This window comes from Burkholderia sp. AU31624 (genome assembly GCF_020420065.1).
Taxonomy (GTDB): domain Bacteria; phylum Pseudomonadota; class Gammaproteobacteria; order Burkholderiales; family Burkholderiaceae; genus Burkholderia.
The window spans coordinates 68,547-87,060 of record NZ_JAIZRT010000014.1 but is presented as its reverse complement, the minus strand read 5'-3'; the positions used below and the strand labels follow the sequence as shown (position 1 = coordinate 87,060).

The following is an 18,514-nucleotide window of genomic DNA, read 5'->3' as shown; positions in this document are numbered from 1 at the left end:
CGAACCGCGCCGGGAGCGCCGGCGCGGTCGGGTGTGTCATGTCAGGCGTCCGTCTGCGGCGTTCAGAACGCCGCGGGGCGCCACTTCAGCAGCCGCTTCTCGAGCCACGTCAGCAGGTAGTCGGCGGCCAGCGCAACCACCGCCAGCACGATCATCGCCGCGAACACGCCGCTCGCGTTGAACGCGCCCTGGGCGGTGGAGATTAGCAGGCCGATGCCCTGCTTGGAACCCAGGAATTCGCCGACCACCGCGCCGACCAGCGCGAAGCCGAAGCTCACGTGCAGGCTGGCGAGAATCCAGCTCAGCGCGGACGGGATCACGACCGACGTGGTGATCTGCCGGCGCGACGCGCCGAGGATCTGCGCGTTCGCGATCAGGTAGCGGTCGGCTTCGCGCACGCCCTGGAACGCGTTGCCGAACACGACGAAGAACACCATCACGACGGCCAGCGCGATCTTCGACGCCATCCCGAGGCCCAGCGCGATCACGAAGATCGAGCCGAGCACGACGCGCGGGATCGAGTTCGCGATCTGGATGTACAGGCCGAACACGTCGGCCATCAGCTTGTTGCGGCCGAGCACGATCCCGCAGATCACGCCGGCCACCGAGCCGATCACGAAGCCGATGCCGGTTTCCTCGAGCGTGACCCACACCTGCGTGAGCAGCGGGCCCTGCGACGTGCCGTTCACGAACCAGTCCTGGATCTGCGCGAAGATCAGCGTCGGTTGCGAGAAGAAGAACGGATCGATCCACTTCAGCCGTGCGGCGAGTTCCCACCCGCCCAGCACGATCACGAGTACGGCGATCCGCAGGCCGATGATCAGTTGCCGGCGGCGGCGCAGGCGGGTTTGAGCGGCGCGCGACTCGTCCTCGAGCGACGTTGCCGGAATGGCGGTGGGGGGAAGCGTCATGTCGGTCATGCTCCTGTCCTTGCGGTCCTTGCCTTGAGCGTATGCGTCAGCCGATCTGCACTTCTTCGCGCAGGTCGTGCCAGATGTCCTTGGAAATTTCGATGAAGCGCGTGTCGTAGCGGATCTCCGACGTGACGCGCGGGCGCGGCAGGTCGATCTCGACCACGCGCTTGAGCGTGGCGGGCCGCGCGGTCAGCACGAACACGCGGTCGGCCAGCGCGATCGCCTCCTCGAGATCGTGCGTGACGAACACCACCGAGCCCTTGTTCGCTGACCAGAGCTGCAGCAGCTCGTCCTGCATCAGCGTGCGCGTCTGCATGTCGAGCGCGGAGAACGGCTCGTCCATCAGCAGGATTTCCGGCTGGTTGATGAAGGTCTGCGCGAGCGCGACGCGCTTTCTCATCCCGCCGGAGAGCTGGTGCGGGTAGTGCTTCGTGAACTTGTCGAGGCCGACCTTGCGGATCCATTCCTCGGCCTGCGCGTACGCGACGTCCTTCGAGCGGCCGCGAAACAGCGGGCCCGCTGCGACGTTGTCGATCACGTTGCGCCACGGAAATACGGCGTCGGCCTGGAACACGAAGCCGATGCGCGGGTCGATCCCGTCGACCGGCCGGCCCATCACACGGACTTCGCCCGACGCGGGCTTGAGCAGCCCGGTGATCAGGTTCAGCGTGGTCGACTTGCCGCAGCCGGTCGGGCCGACGATCGCGATGAACTCGCCGCGCGCGACGCTCATGCTGAAGTCGCGCAGCGCGACGGTAGCCTTGCCTTCCGGCGAAATGAAGCGGCACGACACATTGCGAAACTCGATCGCCGGTGTGCTCGGGGAAACTGCCTGATTCATCGCATTGATCCTGCGGGTGAGGAGAGCGTCGCAGCGTGGCGGCGCCGGGCCGGTCAACCGGGCCGGAACGGGGAGCGCACGGCGGCGGGATCGCCGCCGCCGGCGCGACTGCCGAGTTCGATTACTTCGCGTTCACGAAATCGTTCGTGAAGGTGCGCGCCAGGTCGATGTGCTTGCCCTTCACCGACGGGTTGAACGCCGACAGCACCTTCAGCACGGTGGCCGGGCCGTCGGCCGGCATCTTGCCGTCGGCCGTGTACATCGGCAGCGACGCCTTCAGCGCGCTCACGTACAGCGCCTTGTCCTTCTGGTAGTCGGCCGGCATCTTCGCGGCGATTTCATCGGCGCTGTGCGTGTGGATGAACTGCATCGTCTTCGCGAACGCGTGCGCGAGCTTGGTCGCCTGATCCTTGTGCGAATCGGCCCAGGCCGACTGCACGTACAGGCTCGCGGCCGGATAGGTACCGCCGAGCGCGGCGCGCGTGCCTTCCAGCGTGCGCAGGTCGACCAGCACCTTCGCGTCGCCCATCTTCTCGAGCGCGGACACCGTCGGCTCGGTCGTCATGCCGGCGTCGATACGGCCCTGCTTGATCGCGGCGATGAAGCTCGCGTCGGCGCCGACCGGCAGCATCGTGTACTGGGTCGACTGCACGCCGTGCTGGAGCGCAAGGTATTGGGTGAGGAAGCTGGTCGACGAGCCGAGGCCCGTCACGCCGAGCGTCTTGCCCTTCGAGTCGGCCATCGACTTGAAGGTCGGCGCGGCCTTGGTCGACACCATCTCGACTTCGCCCGGCACCTGGCAGAGCACGGCGATCGCCTTCACGTCCTTGCCCTTGCTCTGCAGGTCGACCGTGTGGTCGTAGAAGCCGACGACGCCCTGCACGGCGCCTGCCAGCAGTTCGTTCTCGGCGTCGACGCCGGCCGGCTGCGACAGCAGCTCGACGTCGAGCCCTTCGGCCTTGAAGTTGCCGAGCTCCTGCGTGAGCCGTGCGGGCAGGTAGATGAGCTTCGCGATCCCGCCGACCATGATCGTGATCTTGCCGCCGTCGTCGGCGAAAGCGGGGTGAGCGGCGAGCGCGCAGCTGAGGCTGGCTGCAACGGCGAGGGTGCGCAGGATGGGTCGCATCGGGATCGTCTCCTTCGTTGTATTCGTATGGCGCGATGCTTGCTGCATCGTCACGACGAGTATAGGGAGGCGAAACCTTCTGCAACCTTTCGCGGGTTGGCGGTTCCTTTAGGGGTTTTCCAGCAACGGAGGGCCGGAACCGGTGGGAAACGGGGGCGGCAGGCGCTCAGCGCCAGCCGGTCAGCACCCGCCCCATCGCGTCGAGCCCCATGTCGAACAGGTGCGCCACGAACGGCACGAGGTTCGGGATCATCAGTTGCACGAGCAACAGCCCGACGAGCATCGTGACGGGAAAGCCGACCTGGAACACGCCGATCTGCGGCGCCGCGCGGTTCAGGATGCCGAGCGCGAGGTTCGCGATCAGCAGCGCCGCGACCACCGGCAGCGCGAGCAGCAGCCCCATCTCGAACACCGTCGTGCCGAACCCCGCGAGCGTGCGCCAGCCGGGCGCGTGCAGCAGGTCGGCCGACACCGGCAGCGACTGGAACGACGCGGTGAGCGCGGCGAACACCTGCAGGTGGCCGTCCACCGCGAGGAACGCGAGCATCGCGATCGCGTTCAGGAAGCGGCCCATCGCGGGCGTCGCGCCGCTCGTGTGCGGATCGAAGAAGGTGGCGAAGCCGAGCCCCATCGACAGCCCGATGAAATCGCCGGCCGCCCCGACGGCCGCGAACACGATCTGCATCGTGAAGCCCATCGCGATGCCGATCAGGAACTGCATGACGACGATCCAGATGCCCTGCGCGGAGAACACGGTGACGTCCGGCATCGCGCCGAGCGTGGGGGCGACGACCAGCGCCATGAACGCGGCGAGGCCGATCTTCACGCGAATGGGCACCGCCGCATGGCCGACGACGGGCGCGGTCGCGACGAGCGCGAGCATCCGCACGAACGGCCACAGGAACGCCGTGAGCCAGCCGTTGAGCTGCGCGTAGGTAACCGAGAACATCGCCGCCGGGTGGTGCGCGCGGCTCAGCCGACGCCGAGGGTCGCGACGTGCAGCAGCGTCTGCCGCAGGTAGTCGAGCATCGTCGTCATCATCCACGGGCCGGCGATCACGAGCGTCGCGGCGACCGCGAGCAGCTTCGGGATGAACGACAGCGTCGCCTCGTTGATCTGCGTCGCGGCCTGGAACAGGCTCACGACCAGGCCAACCGCGAGCGCGACCAGCAGCAGCGGGGCGGCCAGCAGCAGGCCGACCATCATCGCGTGGTGCGCGAGCGTCATCACTTGTTCGGGCGTCATCGTGCGTGTTCCTCCGCGGCTTACGTAAAGCTCTGCGCGAGCGAGCCGATCAGCAGCTGCCAGCCGTCGACCAGCACGAACAGCATCAGCTTGAACGGCAGCGACACGGTGGACGGCGACACCATCATCATCCCCATCGACATCAGCACGCTCGCGACGACCATGTCGATGATCAGGAACGGGATGAACACCGTGAAGCCGATCTGGAAGCCGGTCTTCAGCTCGCTCGTGACGAACGCCGGCACCAGCAGCGACAGCGGCACGTCCTCGGGCCCCTGCATCGGCGCGGCCTTCGAGATCTTCGCGAACAGCGCGAGATCGGTCTCGCGGGTCTGCTTCAGCATGAAGGTCTTGAACGGCGCGACGCCGCGCTGCACGGCCTGCTCCATCGGCATCGAGCCGTCGGAGAACGGCTTGTAGCCGTCGTTGTACGCCCGGTCGAGCACCGGCGACATCACGAAGAAGGTGAGGAACATCGCGAGGCCGACGAGCACCTGGTTCGGCGGCGTCGTCGCGGTGCCGAGCGCCTGGCGCAGCAGCGACAGCACGATGATGATGCGCGTGAAGCTCGTCATCATCAGCAGCATCGCCGGCAGGAACGACAGCATCGTGAGCAGCAGCATCGTCTGCACGCTCAGCGAATACGTGGTGCCGCCATGCGGGCCCGGGCTCGCGTTGAACGCGGGCAGGCCGTTCGCCTGCGCATACGCGAGCGCGGGGGCGAGGCAGAGGATCAGCACGGGCGCGAGGCGCGCCGCGCGATGCAGGAAGGCGTGTTTCATCGGAATGCGGGGTCGGAAAGAGGGCGCGTTGCCATGTCAGCGGTCCGTGCCGCGACCGAGGCGCTTCGCGGCTTCGCCCGCGAGCGCGTCGCGAAACCGCGAGCCGAACGTGCCGGGCAGGCCGCCGTCGGACGGGGCGGCGCCGGCGGGCGCGTCGGCGGAAGCCGGGGCCGCCGCCGCACCGGCCGGCAGCGTGTGCAGCAATCGCACGTTGCCCGGCGCGACGCCGAGCACGAGCCAGGTATCGCCGATCTCGACGATCGTCGCGCTTTCCTTCGCGCCGACCGCGACGCTCGACACGACCTTCAGCGGGCCGCCGCGGCGTGCATGCTGGAAGCCGAAGCGGCGCGCGAGCCAGGCACACGCGAACACGAGACCGATCACGACCGCGAGCCCGACCAGCGTCTGCAGCACCGCGCCGAAGCCGAGCGACGGTGCGGCCGAGCCGACCATCACGCCCGATGCGATCGACCCGGGGTGGTTCACCGCGTTCATGTCGGCGGCGCTTGCCGGCGCGGTGGCGAGCGACGCCGCAATGGCCGCGGCAGCCGCCGTCGCTATCACGCTGCGCGCGCGGCGGCCGGGCATCACTACGTTCACCGGTTCAGCTTCCGGATGCGTTCGGCCGGCGTGATGATGTCGGTCAGGCGGATGCCGAACTTGTCGTTGACCACCACGACCTCGCCCTGCGCGATCAGGCAGCCGTTCACGAGCACGTCCATCGGCTCGCCGGCCATGCCGTCCAGCTCGACGACCGAACCCTGCGCGAGCTGCAGCAGGTTGCGGATCGCGATCTTCGTGCGGCCGAGCTCCACGGTCATCTTGACCGGGATGTCGAGGATCATCTCGATGTCGTTGTGCGTCGTGTTTGCCGCGGCCTTCGACAGCGGCTGGAACACGCCGGCGCCCGTCGCACCGGCCGGCACCGGCTGCTCGTTTTGCTCGGCCAGCGCGGCCGCCCAGTCGTCCATGCCCGGATCTTCTTCCGCCGCGGCCGGTGCCGCCTGCGCGGCGGCGGCCGATGCCGCGAGGGCCGCGTCGGCCATCGCTTGTGCGTCGTCCTCGGGCGTCTGGTTCAGCTCACTCATATCCACCTTCCTTCATCGAATCGCCCGCGCTGATCATCTTCTGCACGCGCAACGCATATTGACCATTGAAAATTCCGTAGCCGCATTCCATCACCGGCACGCCGTCGACCTTCGCGGTGATCGTGTCCTCGATCTCCAGCGGCAGCACGTCGCCCGCGCGCAGGTTCAGGATCTTCTCGAAGTTCGACGAGATCTCGGCGAGGTTCGCGGTCAGCTCGACCTCGGCGGACTGCACCTGCTGCGACAGCACGCGCACCCAGCGGCGGTCGACTTCGAGCGCCTCGCCCTGGATCGGCGACGCGAGCACGTCGCGGATCGGCTCGACCATCGAGTACGGCATGCAGATGTGCAGCGTGCCGCCCGTCGGCCCGAACTCGATCGAGAACTGCGTGACGATGACGATCTCGTTCGGCGTCGCGACGTTCGCGAACTGCGTGTGCATTTCCGAGCGCACGAATTCGAACTGCAGCGGCCGCACGCTCTTCCACGCGGTCGTGTAGTGCTCGAACACGAGGTTCAGCAGCTTGCCGATGATCCGCTGCTCGGTGGCCGTGAAGTCGCGGCCCTCGACGCGCGTGTGAAAGCGCCCGTCGCCGCCGAACAGGTTGTCGACGACGAAGAACACGAGGTTCGGGTCGAACACGAACAGCGACGTGCCGCGCAGCGGCTTCACGTGCACCAGGTTCAGGTTCGTCGGAATCGGCAGGTTGCGGGTGAACTCGCTGTACTTCTGCACCTTCACCTGGCTGACGGAGATTTCCGCCGTGCGCCGCATGAAGTTGAAGATGCCGATCCGCAGCAGGCGCGCGAAGCGGTCGTTGATGATCTCGAGGCCGGGCATCCGGCCGCGGACGATCCGCTCCTGCGTCGCAATGTTGTAGGGGCGGACGCCCGACGTGTCGCGCTGTTCGTCGACTGAATCGGCTTCGCCCGTGACGCCCTTGAGGAGGGCATCGACCTCCTCCTGGGACATGAACTCCTGGTGACCCATACGCGCTCCTTTCTCGGCCGCGTTACTGGACGACGAACTCGGTGAACAGCACGTCGTCGACCTTCGCGCGCTGGTTGCCCGGCTGCGTCGGCTGCTCGATCAGCTCCCGCAGTTCCTTCGCGAGCGAACGTTTGCCGTCCGGCGTCGCGAGTTCCTCGGGATGCTTGTTCGACAGCGCGAGCAGGATCCGGCTGCGGATCTCCGGCATCCGCGCGGTCAGTTGCTCCTGCGCCTTCGAGTCGGTGAGCTTCAGCGACAGGCCGACGCGCAGGTAGTGCTGCGCGCCGTCGTCGGACTGCAGGTTCACGGTCAGCGGGTCGAGCGGGAAGAACACCGGCGCGGCCAGCGGCGCCGGCTCGGCGGGCTTGCTCGCATGGCCGACGCCTTCCTTGCTCAGGAACACGTACATGCCGCCGGCTGCGGCGGCTGCCGCGCCCAGCGCGATGACGGCGATCAGCGCGATGCGCTTGAACTTGCCGGAGGAAGCCGGCTTGTCGGCGGTCGGGTTTGCGGTCGTGGAGGCCATGTGAATGCGTGCGTGATGTCTCGTAGCATGCATTGTTCGGCATCCGGGCCGAGCCCGATGGGTGGAAAAGAGGGGGGATTTGCGGCTATCTCAGCCGATTGTCGGCCGGGTGTCGGCCGGATGCAGGGTAAGCGGGGGCGGAAAGGGCCGCCGGGGCTGGCGGCTGAAGCGTGTGGGGTGAGGCGTGAGCGCCGTACCCGCCGCGCGGAACTCCCGCGCCGCTGGCGGCAGGCACGATTGCGCCAGGCCGGGCCGGTGCCTGGCGGGCGTCCGCCGCCCGGTCAGATCGGCAGCAGTGTCAGGAGCGGCGCGATCAGCACCATCGCGACGCCCGCGATCATCATCGTCAGGCTCGACACGACGCCTTCCTCGCTGCCGATCTCGCGCGCCTTCGCGGTGCCCACGCCGTGGGCGGCCGCGCCGAACAGCGCGCCGCGCGCGAGCCGCGTGCGCATCGGCACCAGCGCGAGCACCAGCTCGCCGAGCAGCATCCCGCAGATGCCGGTCGCGATCACGAACAGCGCGGTGAGATCCTTCGGCGCGTGGATCTTGTCCGATACGGCGAGCGCGAACGGCGTCGACACCGAGCGCGTCATCAGCGAGCGCTGCAGCTCGGGCGACAGGTGCAGCAGCTTCGCGAGCAGCAGCGACCCGCACACGCCGGCACAGATCCCGACCGCGACGCCGACCGACAGCGACAGCCAGTGGCGGCGGATCAGGTCGCGATAGTCGTAGATCGGCACCGCGAACGCGATCGTCGCCGGGCCGAGCAGCCACATCAGCCAGCGCGTGTCGTGGAAGTAGACCGAATAGGGGATGCCGGTCAGCAGGACGAGCAGCACCAGCACGCCCGGCACGAACACGAGCGGCGAGAACAGCAGCGTCTTCTTGTACGCGTAGAGCCGCTTCGACGCGAAATACAGCACGACCGTCAGCACGAAGCAGCCGAACGAGATCGCGGTGTTCGCCTGATCGGCGGACAGGTTCGACAATGCGGCAAGCATGGCAGGCTCCGGCTCAGTGGGCGGACGCGGCGGTGAGGCGCGTGCGGCGGCGTTCGGCGAACACGCGCTGCACGGCGAGCCGGCGCTCGAGCTTCGCGGCGAGGTCGACCGCAACGGCCACCGCGACCATCACGAATGCGGTGCCGGCGAGCATCACCAGCGCGATGCGCCAGCCGTCCTCGCGGAACAGCCCGCCGTACTGCACGGCCGCGACGGCGGCCGGCACGAAGAACAGCAGCATGTCGGACAGCAGCCAGTTCGCGCCGTCCTTCACCCAGGCGGGCGCGACGCGGCCCGAGAACAGCAGCACGAGGAGCACCGCAAGGCCGATCACGCCCGACGGAATCGGCAGCCCGATCTTGCGCACGGCCCAGTCGACCGCCATCCACAGCACGCCGAGCGCGGCGGCCTGCAGCGCGATCCGGCCCGTGCGGGCCAGGCTGCCCGAAGCGGCGGGGCGGGCGGCGAATGCGGCGGTCGGCTTGGTCATGGCGGGCTCCCTACAGATATTCCGTTGATGGTGGGAGTATAGGGTTTCCCCTAACCATAAATAAAATGACTTGTCTCTATCCTTGTCATTCCAATTCGGAATTCGTTTTCTGATCGCCGCACCACTTTGGGGAGTCATCGATGGAATTGCGCGCGTTGCGGTACTTCGTCGAGGTGGTTCGCCAGCAGAGTTTCACGGCGGCCGCCGACAAGCTGTTCGTGACCCAGCCGACCATCAGCAAGATGGTGAAGGCGCTCGAGGACGAGATCGGCTCGCCGCTGCTGCTGCGCGACGGTCGGCAGATGGTGCTGACCGACGCGGGGCGGATCGTGTTCCAGCGCGGCCAGGACGTGCTCGCCGCGCAGGCGCAGCTGCAGTCGGAGCTGAACGATCTCGGCACGCTCGGGCGCGGCGAGCTGACGATCGGCATCCCGCCGCTCGGCGGCTCGCTGTTCACGCCGATCATCGCTGCCTACAAGCAGCGCTATCCGAACATCGAGCTGAAGCTGTTCGAGCAGGGCGCGCGGATGATCGAGGCCGCGCTGACGTCGGGTGAGCTGGAACTCGGCGGGCTGCTGGAGCCGGTCGATCCCGGCACCTTCGAGCGGCTGCCGATGGTGCGCGCGCCGCTGTGGCTCGTCGCGCCGCGCGAATCGCGCTGGGAGGATCACGCGGCCGTGCCGCTCGCGGATCTCGCGCGCGAGTCGTTCGTGTTCTACGCGGAAAGTCTCGCGCTGCACGACGCGGTGCTGGATGCGTGCCGGCAGGCCGGCTTCACGCCGTCGATCGTGAGCCGCAGCGGCCACTGGGATTTCATGGCCGCGCTCGTGCATGCGGGGGTCGGCATCGCGCTGCTGCCCGAGCCGTATTGCCGGCGGCTCGACGCGGGCCAGTTCACGTGCCGGCCGATCGTCGAGCCGGAGATCACGTGGGCGATCGCGCTCGGCTGGCTGAAGAAGGGGTATCTGTCGCACGCGGCGCGCGCGTGGCTCGACGTGGCGCGGGCGACGCTGCCGATCGCGCCGGGTGACGATCTGGCGTTTGGTGGGTTGCGGGCGAGGGAGTGAGGCCCGCCGAAGCGGGTGGTCAAGCGAACGAGGCGGGCGCAACAGCCGCCCGCCGCGCGGTCAATGCCCCATCGCCGGCCCCGCGCCCTTCCTCGGCTTCGTGACCCACACGAGCGCCGCGAGCGCGCCGAACATGAACGCCGATAGCAGGAAGAAGTCGTTGGTCGCCATCATGAAGCCCTGCTGCGTGACGAGCTGGTTGAGCTGCGCATTGGCCGTCTGGCCGACGATGCCGAGCTGCGACAGCGCGCCCTGGTAGTCGGTCGTGTTCTGCGCATACACGCTCACCGATTCCGACAGCCGCGCGTGGTGGTAGATCGCGTCGTTTTCCCAGAACGTCGAGCTGGCCGCCGTGCCGATCGCGCCGGACAGCGTGCGCAGGAAGTTCGACAGCCCCGACGCGCTCGCGAGCCGGTCGTCGGAGATGCTCGACAGCGTGATCGTCGTCATCGGCACGAAGAAGCACGCGACGCCGATCCCCTGCACGAGCCGCGGCAGGATCACGTGGTTGAACGGCACGTCTAGCGTAAACGTCGAGTTCCAGATCGACACGCCGGCGAACACGATGAACGCGAAGCTCGCGACCATCCGCAGGTCGAGCCGGTGCATGTTGCGGCCGATCAGCGGCGACAGCACGAGCGCGAGCAGCCCGACCGGCGCGGTCGCGAGGCCGGCCTTGCCGGCCGTGTAGCCCATCACCGTCTGCAGCCACAGCGGGAAGATCACGACCGAGCCGAAGAACGCCATGAAGCCGAACGAGATGATCATCGCGCCGAGCGCGAAGTTGCGGTCCTTGAAGAGCGACAGGTCGACCACCGGCTCCTTCTCGGTCGCCTCCCACACGAGCATGAACGCGAGCGACACGACCGCGATCAGCGCCAGCGCGACGATGAACGTCGAGTTGAACCAGTCGCGGTCCTTGCCGAGGTCGAGCATCATCTGCAGGCACGACACGCCGATCACGAGCAGCGCGAGGCCGATCGCGTCGATCCGCTGCTTCGACGTCTTCGTCTCGCGGCCGCGCAGCAGGAAATACGCGCAGGTCGCCGAGAAGATGCCGATCGGCAGGTTGATGTAGAAGATCCACGGCCATGTGTAGTTGTCGCTGATCCAGCCGCCCAGCAACGGGCCGAAGATCGGTGCGACGATCACCGTCATCGCCCATAGCCCGAGCGCGAGCCCGCGCTTCGCGGGCGGGTAGCTGCGCATCAGGATCGTCTGCGACAGCGGCACCATCGGCCCCGACACGAGGCCCTGCAGCAGCCGGAACGCGATCAGCGTCTCGAAGTTGGTCGCGAGGCCGCACAGCGCCGATGCGACGGTGAACGCGAGCACCGACAGCGTGAACAGCCGCACCTCGCCGACCCGCCGCGCGAGCCAGCCGGTGAGCGGCACCGCGATCGCGGACGCCACCGAGTACGACGAGATCACCCAGGTGCCTTCGCTCGTCGCGACGCCGAGGCTGCCGGAAATGGTCGGCACCGCGACGTTCGCGATCGACGTGTCGAGCACTTCCATGAAGGTGCCGAGCGCGAGCCCGACGGTGAGCAGCGCGAGCGCACCGCCGGACAACGGCGCGGGTTCGGCGGCGGGGGCGGCGGATGCCGTGGTGTCGGACATCGGAATCTCCTAGACGCGGCGCGCGCGACGCGCCGGCGCAACGCACGGGTGTGCGCCGCAGCGCAACCCGGCCGGGTGGAACGGATAAAGGGAAAAGGGGAGCGCGTGCCTTGTCATCTTCTGCCCAGACAGATAAATAAGCGAGTGCTTAACCTAGACATGGGGCCTCCGCGCGCCTCAGCCGTCCGCTTCTTCGTCGGGGTTCGGGCAACCGGTCGAACCGGGCCCGTTGGCGATGAAGCGCTGCAACAGGCCGGTGAGCGTCACGAGCTCGTCGGCCGAGAAACCGTCGAGTTGCGCGTTGAGCGCGTTCGCGATCAGCGACGGCAGCGCACGGGCGGCGTCGGCACCGCGTTCGGTCAGCGTCAGCTCGATCATCCGGCGATCCTGCTCGCTGCGCGAGCGGGCGACCAGCCCCTTGCGTTCGAGGCGGTCGAGCATCCGCGTCATCGACCCGCTGTCGTACGACATCTTGCGGGACAGCTCGAACGGCGTGCGCGCATAGCCGCGCGACAGCAGCAGGATCACGCCGATCTGCTGCGCGGTGAGGTCGAGCGGCTCGAGCGCACGGTCCATCCGCTCGACGAGCGCCTGCTTCGCCTTCGACAGGTAATAGCCGAGGCTCGTTTCCAGCGCGATGTTCTCGGGATCGTAGAGGCCGCCGGTCATGCGATTGCGCACGCAGCAATAGTGCGTTTCGGATTTAAACGCGCCCAGTATCTTGAAAATTGATTGCATAGTCAATATTATTTGAGGCAACCAGTTACGACGTGCATGTTGCACTGCCGGAGACTATGTTCTGACCGATGCGCCCGCGCTGCGGGCACCCCGAGGATGTTCGCGATGCTGTTCCTGAAAAATGCCGCCGGCGCGCTGCGCCGCAACCTGACCGATACCGCTCATCATGCGTTTTCCGGGCCGCACCGCGGCTGGAAGATCGCGCTGTACGTGACGATGCTGGTGGTCCCGGGCGGCTCGCTCGCGGCGCTCGGGTTCGCATGGTTCGATCATCGCCGGCAGCGCAACGCGAAAGACGGCGCCCGCCGCACGGGCCAGCCGGCCGCGACGGAGCCGTCGACATGGCGGTCCGCCGCCGAACCGCTCCCGCTGCCCGCGCGCTGCCACTGACCGCTGACCGCGCGCGTCTCCCGCCTTCCTGGCTGCTCCGACTGAGCGCCGGCCGCGCCCCGCACGGCCGGCGTCGCATCCCCGTCTTCCCGTCAGCTGGCCGTAATGGCCGGTAAACCGGCCGCTCGCGCCGGTAACACATTCCTGTCCCCGCGCACCGTACCCTTGGGGCTGCGCAGCTTTCCCGCCGTCAGTTACCATTTGTCCGCCAGCGGCACGACGACCGCATCGCGCGACGCCGCTCGCCGGACGTCGCGCCCAGACAGGAAAACCACCATGCCGTACGCCTCCCTCCCGCGCGCCCCTCGCCCGCTGAGCGCCGCCGTCGCCGTCGCGACGGCCGTGCTGCTCGCCGGCTGCGCCGTCGGGCCCGACTATCACCGGCCCGACACGTCGATCCCCGCCGCCTACAAGGAAGCGCCGGCCGGCTGGAAGGTCGCGCAGCCCGCCGACCGCACCGACCGCGGCGCGTGGTGGACGGTCTACAACGATCCGCAGCTCGATGCGCTGATCGGCAGGCTCAACGCGTCGAACCAGACCATCGCGCAATCGGCGGCCGCGTACCGGCAGGCGCGCGCGCTCGTCACCGAGGCGCGTGCCGCGTATTTCCCGACCGTCGGGCTGACCGCGTCGGGCTCGCGCGCCCGCACGCCGCGCACGTCGGTGTCGTCGGGTTCGTCGTCGAGCTTCGGCAGCGGTTCGTCCGGCTCGATCAACAACAGCTACAGCGTCGGCCTCGACGCGAGCTGGGAACCGGACCTGTGGGGCAAGGTGAGTCGCACCGTCAGCGCGCAGCGCGCCGGCGAAGCGGCCGCCGCGGCCGATCTCGCGAACGCGCGGCTGTCGCAGCAGGCACTGCTCGCGCAAACCTATTTCCAGCTGCGCACGTCCGATGCGCTGCAGAAGCTGCTCGACGACACCGTGAAGTCGTACGAACAGTCGTTGAAGCTCACGCAGAACCAGTACGCGCAGGGCGTTGCCGCACGTGCGGACGTGATCCAGGCGCAAACGCAGCTGCAGAGCGCGCAGGCCGCATCGATCGACAACGGCGTGGCCCGCGCGCAGTACGAGCATGCGATCGCGACGCTGATCGGCGAACCGGCGTCCACTTTCTCGCTGCCGCCGAATCCGCTCACGGCCGAGCCGCCGATCACGCCGGTCGACGTGCCGTCGGCGATCCTCGAGCGCCGCCCCGACATCGCGGCGGCCGAGCGTCGTGCGGCGGCCGCGAACGAACAGATCGGCGTCGCGATCGCCGCGTTCTTCCCGACGCTCACGCTGTCGGCCACCGGCGGCTTCCAGAGCTCGGTGTGGTCGCAGCTGTTCACGCTGCCGGCACGCTTCTGGACGGTCGGCCCGCAGCTCGCGGCCACGCTGTTCGACGCCGGGCTGCGCGCCGCGCAGACCGACGCCGCGCGCGCGACCTACGACCAGGACGTCGCCGCGTACCGCCTCGCGGTGCTCACCGCGTTCCAGGACGTCGAGGACAACCTCGCGTCGCAGCGCATCCTCGCGCAGGAAATCGACGTGCAGCGGCAGGCCGTCGACAGCGCCGAGCATTCGCTCGCGATCGTCACGAACCAGTACAAGGCCGGCACGGTCGCCTACCTGAACGTGCTGACCGCGCAGACCACCGCGTTCACCGCGCAGCAGAAGCTCGCGACGATCGCCGGGCAGCGGATGACGTCTTCGGTCGGGCTCGTGAAGGCGCTCGGCGGCGGCTGGAACGTGGCTGAGATGACGCGCGAGAACGGCGACGTCGCGGCGCCCGTGCCGGCGTCCGGTGCGGCCGCGCCCGCGGCCACCGCACCGCTCGCGCAGAAGTAGGAAGGAAAGGGCGACGCGCGCGTCAGCGCTGCGCGTCGCCGAAGATCAGCGACACCTCGTTGTTGCCGATCGGGTGGCCAAGCAGGTTCAGCAGCCCCGCGAGGTTCGCCTGCTGCTCGGGCGCCGAGTGCGCGGTGCCGCGGAACGAGCCCTGGCCCGGGCCGAAGGTGCCGTGGCCGTCGAGGAACAGCGGGCCCTGCGTCGTCGACAGGTCGAGATCGGCGCCGGCCCCCTTCGCCTGCAGCACCGCGCGGTACGAACCGAGCGGCTTCACGCGCGAGACGCGCGAACTCATCGAGTCGATCGTCACCGTCAGCTGCCCGAACGCGTTGTTGCCGATCAGGCGCCAGTCGCTCCAGCCGAGCCGCACGTCGCCCTGCAGGTCGAGCGTGTTGAACGGCGTGCCGAGCCCCGCGAGCAGCGACGCGGGCACGGCCATCGTGCCCGCCGACAGCACCGCGCCGCGCCACGTCGCATCGAGCGTGACCGCGTCGGGCATCGCCTCGGTCTGCCGCATGCGCATCTGCACGCGCCCGGTCAGCAGCGGCCAGAAGCGCGTGGTCCATTCGACCCGGCCGGGCAGCAGCGTCGCCGCGCTCTGGTCGGCCCCCGGCGCGAGCATCAGCGTGCCCGAGCCGTGCCACAGCGACCCGTCGGGATCGACGAGATTCACGTGCCCGCCGGTCGCACGCGCGAACTGCGGCGCGATCCACGCGGCCGGCGCAAGTGCGACGAGCGTCAACGTCGTCGCCAGGCCGCCCGCCAGTACCCACGGCAATGCGGTGGCGAGCCGCCTCAATCCCGGCCTCATCGGCCGACTGCCACTTGCATCGTCCAGCTGCGTCATTTCTGCGTGGACGGTTGCATCACGGCCGTCAGGTCGACCTGGCCATCGTCCTTCAGCGCCGTGGCATGCGCTTCGCCGACCTGCACCTTGAACTGCCGGCGCGCATCGTCGAGCCACTGCGTCCACGCCGGGAACGACACGTTCTTCATCTGGATCTGCACGCCGTTGCCGACGATCTGCACCTGCGCGCCCTGCAGCCCGTGATCGGACAGCGACGCGGTCAGCGCGTCCTTCAGCGCGAGGCCGGTCGGCGCGACGCCCTGCGCGGCGGCCGTCAGCGACTTCGCCTCGTTCGCCTGCGCGGTCATCTGCGCCAGCTCGCGGCGCATCGTCGGCAGCTCGCGCTGGATCCGCGCGCGGCCTTCCTGCGCGGGCGACCACAGCACCGAATACGCGATCGCGACCGCCAGCACGGCACCGCCCCAGCCGAGCAGCATCTTTTCGCGCTGGGAGCGCTCGCCCCAGAACTGGGCCAGCGTCTGGTTCAGTTGTTCCGTCTTCATGAGCGGCTCCGGATCGTCCATTTGCCCGTGTTGCTGTCGACTTCGCCGGACAGTCCGTTACGCGCGAGGCGCTGCGTGAAATCGGGATCGACCTTGACCTCGGGCTTGAAGCCGACGTCGAGCCGCCGGTCGTGATAGTCGAGCGACGCGATGCCGTTCAGCGGCAGCGCGCCCATCGAACGCGACAGCCCGCTCGCCAGCGCGAGGAAATCGTTCGGCGACAGTTCGCCGGCCGCGAGACGCAACTGGTCGAGCTGGCGCTGCATCTGCGCGGGCGGATCGAGCACCGTCGTCGTTTTCGGGAACGCGGACAGCAGCGTCTCGGTGATCTGCGCGGACAGCGCATCGCGCTCGCGCGACAGCTTCCACCAGTGCAGGTTCATCCCGATCACCGCCACGCCGAGCGTCGCCGCGACGAGGGCGAGCGGCACGCGCAGGCGCTTCACCGTCGCGCGGTCGAAGCGCCACGGCTGCGATTCGAATTCGAACTGGCACAGGTCGAATTTCTCGGTCAGCGCGCGCCGCGCGAACGCGTCGAACGACAGCGGCGCGGCGCCCGGCAGCAGCGGGCCGCCGTCGGTGCGGCCGACCGATGCGAGCCGCGGCTCCGCGCCCGGTTCGCCGAGTTCGTACAGTTCGACGTCGCCGCCGCCCGCCAGCGCGGCCAGTGTGCCGGCCGCACGCGACGCGGGCGCCGCGAAGCCTTCACCGAGCGCACCGCGCGCGACCGCGAGTTCGAGGCGCGGCGCACCGGCTGCAGCCGGCAGCGCGCCGGCTTCGACGAGTACCGGTTCGACCGATGCCGCAAGGCCGAGCACCGCGGCCACCGTCGCCGGACGGGCGGGCGGCGCCTCGACGGCGTCCGCAGCAACCGCGGCGGCATCGACCTCGCTGTCGGCCGGCGCGGCGGTGACGTGCGGCGCCGGCAGGCAGCGGGTCGCGGGCACCGCGCTCAGGTGCCGGTGGCCGGCCGCCGTGAACGCTTCGCAGATCGTGCGGAACCACGCGCGATCGACGACCGCCAGCACACGGCGCCCGTCGGGCAGCGCATCCGGATCGAGCGCGATATGGCAGCCGAGCGGATCCTGGATCAGCTGATCCTCGACGATGTTGGGCAGCGCCTGGCGCAGCTTCGGTCCCTTCAGCGGCGGCACGGTCGCGGCCAGCAGCAGCACGTCGCGCGCGGCGACGATCAGCACGGTCGCATTCGCGCGCGGCAGCAACGCAAGCGCGGCGCGGCCGGCGCGCTGCACGTGGCCGGCCTTGTCGACGAGCGTGAACGGCAGCTCGGGCCACTGCCATTCCTGCAACGGCACGGCAGGCTCGCGCGGCGGCAAAGAAACAATCAACGTGCTCACAAGAGCTCCTCTCCCGATTGGCGTCGTTATAGCTGGTCGCGAATGCGCACGACCCGTGTCGAGTGCGTGGTCGGATCACGATACACGAGCGAGGTGCGATCAACCTCCGCCCGGTCATGCTGGATCCGGCCATGCACGATGAAATAGCTCGAATTGACGTCGATGACGCTCGAGTCGAGCGTCACGTTCGGCGCACCGGCGCCGCGCAGCGCGAGCTGCACGTCGCCGACGTTGCGGAAGAACACGGTCTCGCGGCGCGACACGAGCGCCTGCGCGGACGACACGCTCATCCCCGGCATCAGCGCCGCGATCACCTCGGCCGGCGCCGTGTTCATGTTCACGGGCGTCGTGGTCGGCAGCACGGTGACGAACGGGCGCAACCGCGCGACCATCTCGGGCGTCACGCCGTCGACGTCGAGCAGGCTGTCGACGCCCGTCATCATCAGCGGCGCGGGCCCGCGATCGCCGCCCGTCATGCCGGGATCGTCGGTGAAGCCGCCGCCGCCTTGCTGATCGGTCGTCACCGGCGCGGTGACCGGCGGCGCCGTGCCGCCGCCCGGCAGCGTCGGCATCTGGAAACGCGTCGCCGAATTCAGCAGGCTCGCGCGCACCTGCAGCGCGATGCGCTTCGCGAACGCGCCGTCGTAGCCGAGCGTCGTCAGCAGGCGCTGGAACGCCTGGACCTGCGTGACGTTCAACTGCAGCACGCCGGGCGCCGGCGACGCCACGAGGTTGCGCAGGTTGAACTTCGCCTGCGCGTCCTCGATCGAGCCGGAGAGATAGGTGTCTTCGCCGCCGGCGTCGTTGGGCGCACCGATCCGGCCGAGGAAGTCCGACAGTTTCGTCTTCGCGATCGGCACGCCCCAGATGCCGCCGAGGTACGTGATGCCGGGCGCCGTATCGCCTTCGGAACGCAGGATCATCCGGGTCCAGTCGAGCGCGCCGCGCGCGACCCACTGCGCCTGCGCTATCACGCGCTGGTTCTCGATCCGGCGGATCTGCACCTGCTGGCGCCACAGCATCCCCGAGACGAGGATCGCCGACAGCGCGACGACCAGCAGCGCGGTGATGATCGCCGCGCCGCGCTGGCGGCCGCGTGCCTGTGCGTGACCGGCGGCACGGGCAACCAATAATGAGCGGAGAGGGCGCGCGCGCAT

General features: G+C 68.9%; 21 protein-coding genes. 3 read left to right on the top strand and 18 right to left on the bottom strand.

Translation table 11 applies throughout. The features are described from left to right. Positions 1–62 precede the first annotated feature (62 nt). From LGM89_RS35655 to LGM89_RS35600, 12 genes are all read right to left on the bottom strand, one after another. A complete protein-coding gene (locus LGM89_RS35655; RefSeq protein ID WP_089438879.1) occupies positions 63–920 on the bottom strand; it encodes an ABC transporter permease in 858 nt (285 codons plus the stop codon). A gap of 37 nt (positions 921–957) precedes the next feature. Next, the gene (locus tag LGM89_RS35650; protein WP_226207616.1) at positions 958–1,755 is read right to left on the bottom strand and encodes an ABC transporter ATP-binding protein; all 798 of its coding nucleotides are present in this window, start codon (positions 1,753–1,755) and stop codon (positions 958–960) included. A 121-nt stretch (positions 1,756–1,876) separates the two neighbouring features. Continuing rightward, positions 1,877–2,881 carry an ABC transporter substrate-binding protein gene (locus LGM89_RS35645; RefSeq protein ID WP_089493789.1) on the bottom strand — a complete coding sequence of 335 codons (1,005 nt, stop codon included), beginning with the start codon at positions 2,879–2,881 and terminating at the stop codon, positions 1,877–1,879. Positions 2,882–3,047: 166 nt separating this feature from the next. Beyond that, positions 3,048–3,830, bottom strand: coding sequence for a flagellar biosynthetic protein FliR (gene fliR, locus LGM89_RS35640; RefSeq protein WP_226207615.1), 783 nt, complete (start codon positions 3,828–3,830; stop codon positions 3,048–3,050). Positions 3,831–3,853: 23 nt separating this feature from the next. Further along, positions 3,854–4,126 carry a flagellar biosynthesis protein FliQ gene (fliQ, locus tag LGM89_RS35635; protein ID WP_039351961.1) on the bottom strand — a complete coding sequence of 91 codons (273 nt, stop codon included), beginning with the start codon at positions 4,124–4,126 and terminating at the stop codon, positions 3,854–3,856. 20 nt (positions 4,127–4,146) lie between these two features. Continuing rightward, positions 4,147–4,908, bottom strand: a complete 762-nt coding sequence (gene fliP / locus LGM89_RS35630) for a flagellar type III secretion system pore protein FliP (RefSeq protein ID WP_089455315.1) — start codon at positions 4,906–4,908, stop codon at positions 4,147–4,149. Positions 4,909–4,944: 36 nt separating this feature from the next. Beyond that, the gene (fliO, locus tag LGM89_RS35625; RefSeq protein WP_226275591.1) at positions 4,945–5,508 is read right to left on the bottom strand and encodes a flagellar biosynthetic protein FliO; all 564 of its coding nucleotides are present in this window, start codon (positions 5,506–5,508) and stop codon (positions 4,945–4,947) included. Next, complete coding sequence (gene fliN / locus LGM89_RS35620) at positions 5,505–5,996, bottom strand: flagellar motor switch protein FliN (protein ID WP_069246732.1); 492 nt, start codon at positions 5,994–5,996, stop codon at positions 5,505–5,507. Before fliN ends, fliO begins: the two co-directional genes overlap by 4 nt. After that, entirely contained in the window at positions 5,989–6,987 is a 999-nt protein-coding gene (gene fliM / locus LGM89_RS35615) for a flagellar motor switch protein FliM (RefSeq protein ID WP_069246733.1), read from the bottom strand. Before fliM ends, fliN begins: the two co-directional genes overlap by 8 nt. Before the next feature lie 22 nt (positions 6,988–7,009). Then, positions 7,010–7,546 (bottom strand): flagellar basal body-associated protein FliL, encoded by a 537-nt coding sequence (gene fliL / locus LGM89_RS35610; protein ID WP_089424119.1) that lies wholly within the window; start codon positions 7,544–7,546, stop codon positions 7,010–7,012. 248 nt (positions 7,547–7,794) lie between these two features. Next, positions 7,795–8,517 carry an LrgB family protein gene (locus tag LGM89_RS35605; protein WP_039351943.1) on the bottom strand — a complete coding sequence of 241 codons (723 nt, stop codon included), beginning with the start codon at positions 8,515–8,517 and terminating at the stop codon, positions 7,795–7,797. Positions 8,518–8,530: 13 nt separating this feature from the next. Beyond that, positions 8,531–9,007 carry a CidA/LrgA family protein gene (locus LGM89_RS35600; protein WP_226275590.1) on the bottom strand — a complete coding sequence of 159 codons (477 nt, stop codon included), beginning with the start codon at positions 9,005–9,007 and terminating at the stop codon, positions 8,531–8,533. Between the two features lie 140 nt (positions 9,008–9,147). Here LGM89_RS35600 and LGM89_RS35595 point away from each other — a divergent pair, with 140 nt between their 5' ends. Continuing rightward, complete coding sequence (locus LGM89_RS35595) at positions 9,148–10,074, top strand: LysR family transcriptional regulator (protein ID WP_085041246.1); 927 nt, start codon at positions 9,148–9,150, stop codon at positions 10,072–10,074. A 60-nt stretch (positions 10,075–10,134) separates the two neighbouring features. On the opposite strand, the gene LGM89_RS35590 is transcribed toward LGM89_RS35595, so the two are convergent. Next, the gene (locus tag LGM89_RS35590) at positions 10,135–11,694 is read right to left on the bottom strand and encodes a DHA2 family efflux MFS transporter permease subunit (protein WP_226275589.1); all 1,560 of its coding nucleotides are present in this window, start codon (positions 11,692–11,694) and stop codon (positions 10,135–10,137) included. Positions 11,695–11,871: 177 nt separating this feature from the next. Beyond that, a complete protein-coding gene (locus LGM89_RS35585) occupies positions 11,872–12,363 on the bottom strand; it encodes a MarR family winged helix-turn-helix transcriptional regulator (protein WP_089493793.1) in 492 nt (163 codons plus the stop codon). Between the two features lie 174 nt (positions 12,364–12,537). On the opposite strand from LGM89_RS35585, the gene LGM89_RS35580 reads away from it, so the two are divergent. After that, positions 12,538–12,822, top strand: a complete 285-nt coding sequence (locus LGM89_RS35580) for a multidrug ABC transporter ATPase (protein WP_011350474.1) — start codon at positions 12,538–12,540, stop codon at positions 12,820–12,822. Positions 12,823–13,098: 276 nt separating this feature from the next. Then, a complete protein-coding gene (locus LGM89_RS35575) occupies positions 13,099–14,649 on the top strand; it encodes an efflux transporter outer membrane subunit (RefSeq protein ID WP_226207612.1) in 1,551 nt (516 codons plus the stop codon). A gap of 22 nt (positions 14,650–14,671) precedes the next feature. Here LGM89_RS35575 and LGM89_RS35570 read toward each other — a convergent pair whose 3' ends face one another. From LGM89_RS35570 to gspK, 4 genes are read right to left on the bottom strand one after another with little or no spacing between them, the layout of a single operon-like run. Beyond that, positions 14,672–15,460 (bottom strand): type II secretion system protein N, encoded by a 789-nt coding sequence (locus LGM89_RS35570; protein WP_226275588.1) that lies wholly within the window; start codon positions 15,458–15,460, stop codon positions 14,672–14,674. 32 nt (positions 15,461–15,492) lie between these two features. Then, entirely contained in the window at positions 15,493–15,999 is a 507-nt protein-coding gene (gspM, locus tag LGM89_RS35565; protein ID WP_069249188.1) for a type II secretion system protein GspM, read from the bottom strand. After that, positions 15,996–17,357: a type II secretion system protein GspL gene (gspL, locus tag LGM89_RS35560; RefSeq protein WP_226207610.1), complete on the bottom strand. Its 1,362-nt coding sequence runs from the start codon at positions 17,355–17,357 to the stop codon at positions 15,996–15,998. The genes gspM and gspL overlap by 4 nt, the downstream gene beginning before the upstream one ends. 26 nt (positions 17,358–17,383) lie before the next feature. Next, the gene (gene gspK / locus LGM89_RS35555; RefSeq protein WP_226275587.1) at positions 17,384–18,514 is read right to left on the bottom strand and encodes a type II secretion system minor pseudopilin GspK; all 1,131 of its coding nucleotides are present in this window, start codon (positions 18,512–18,514) and stop codon (positions 17,384–17,386) included.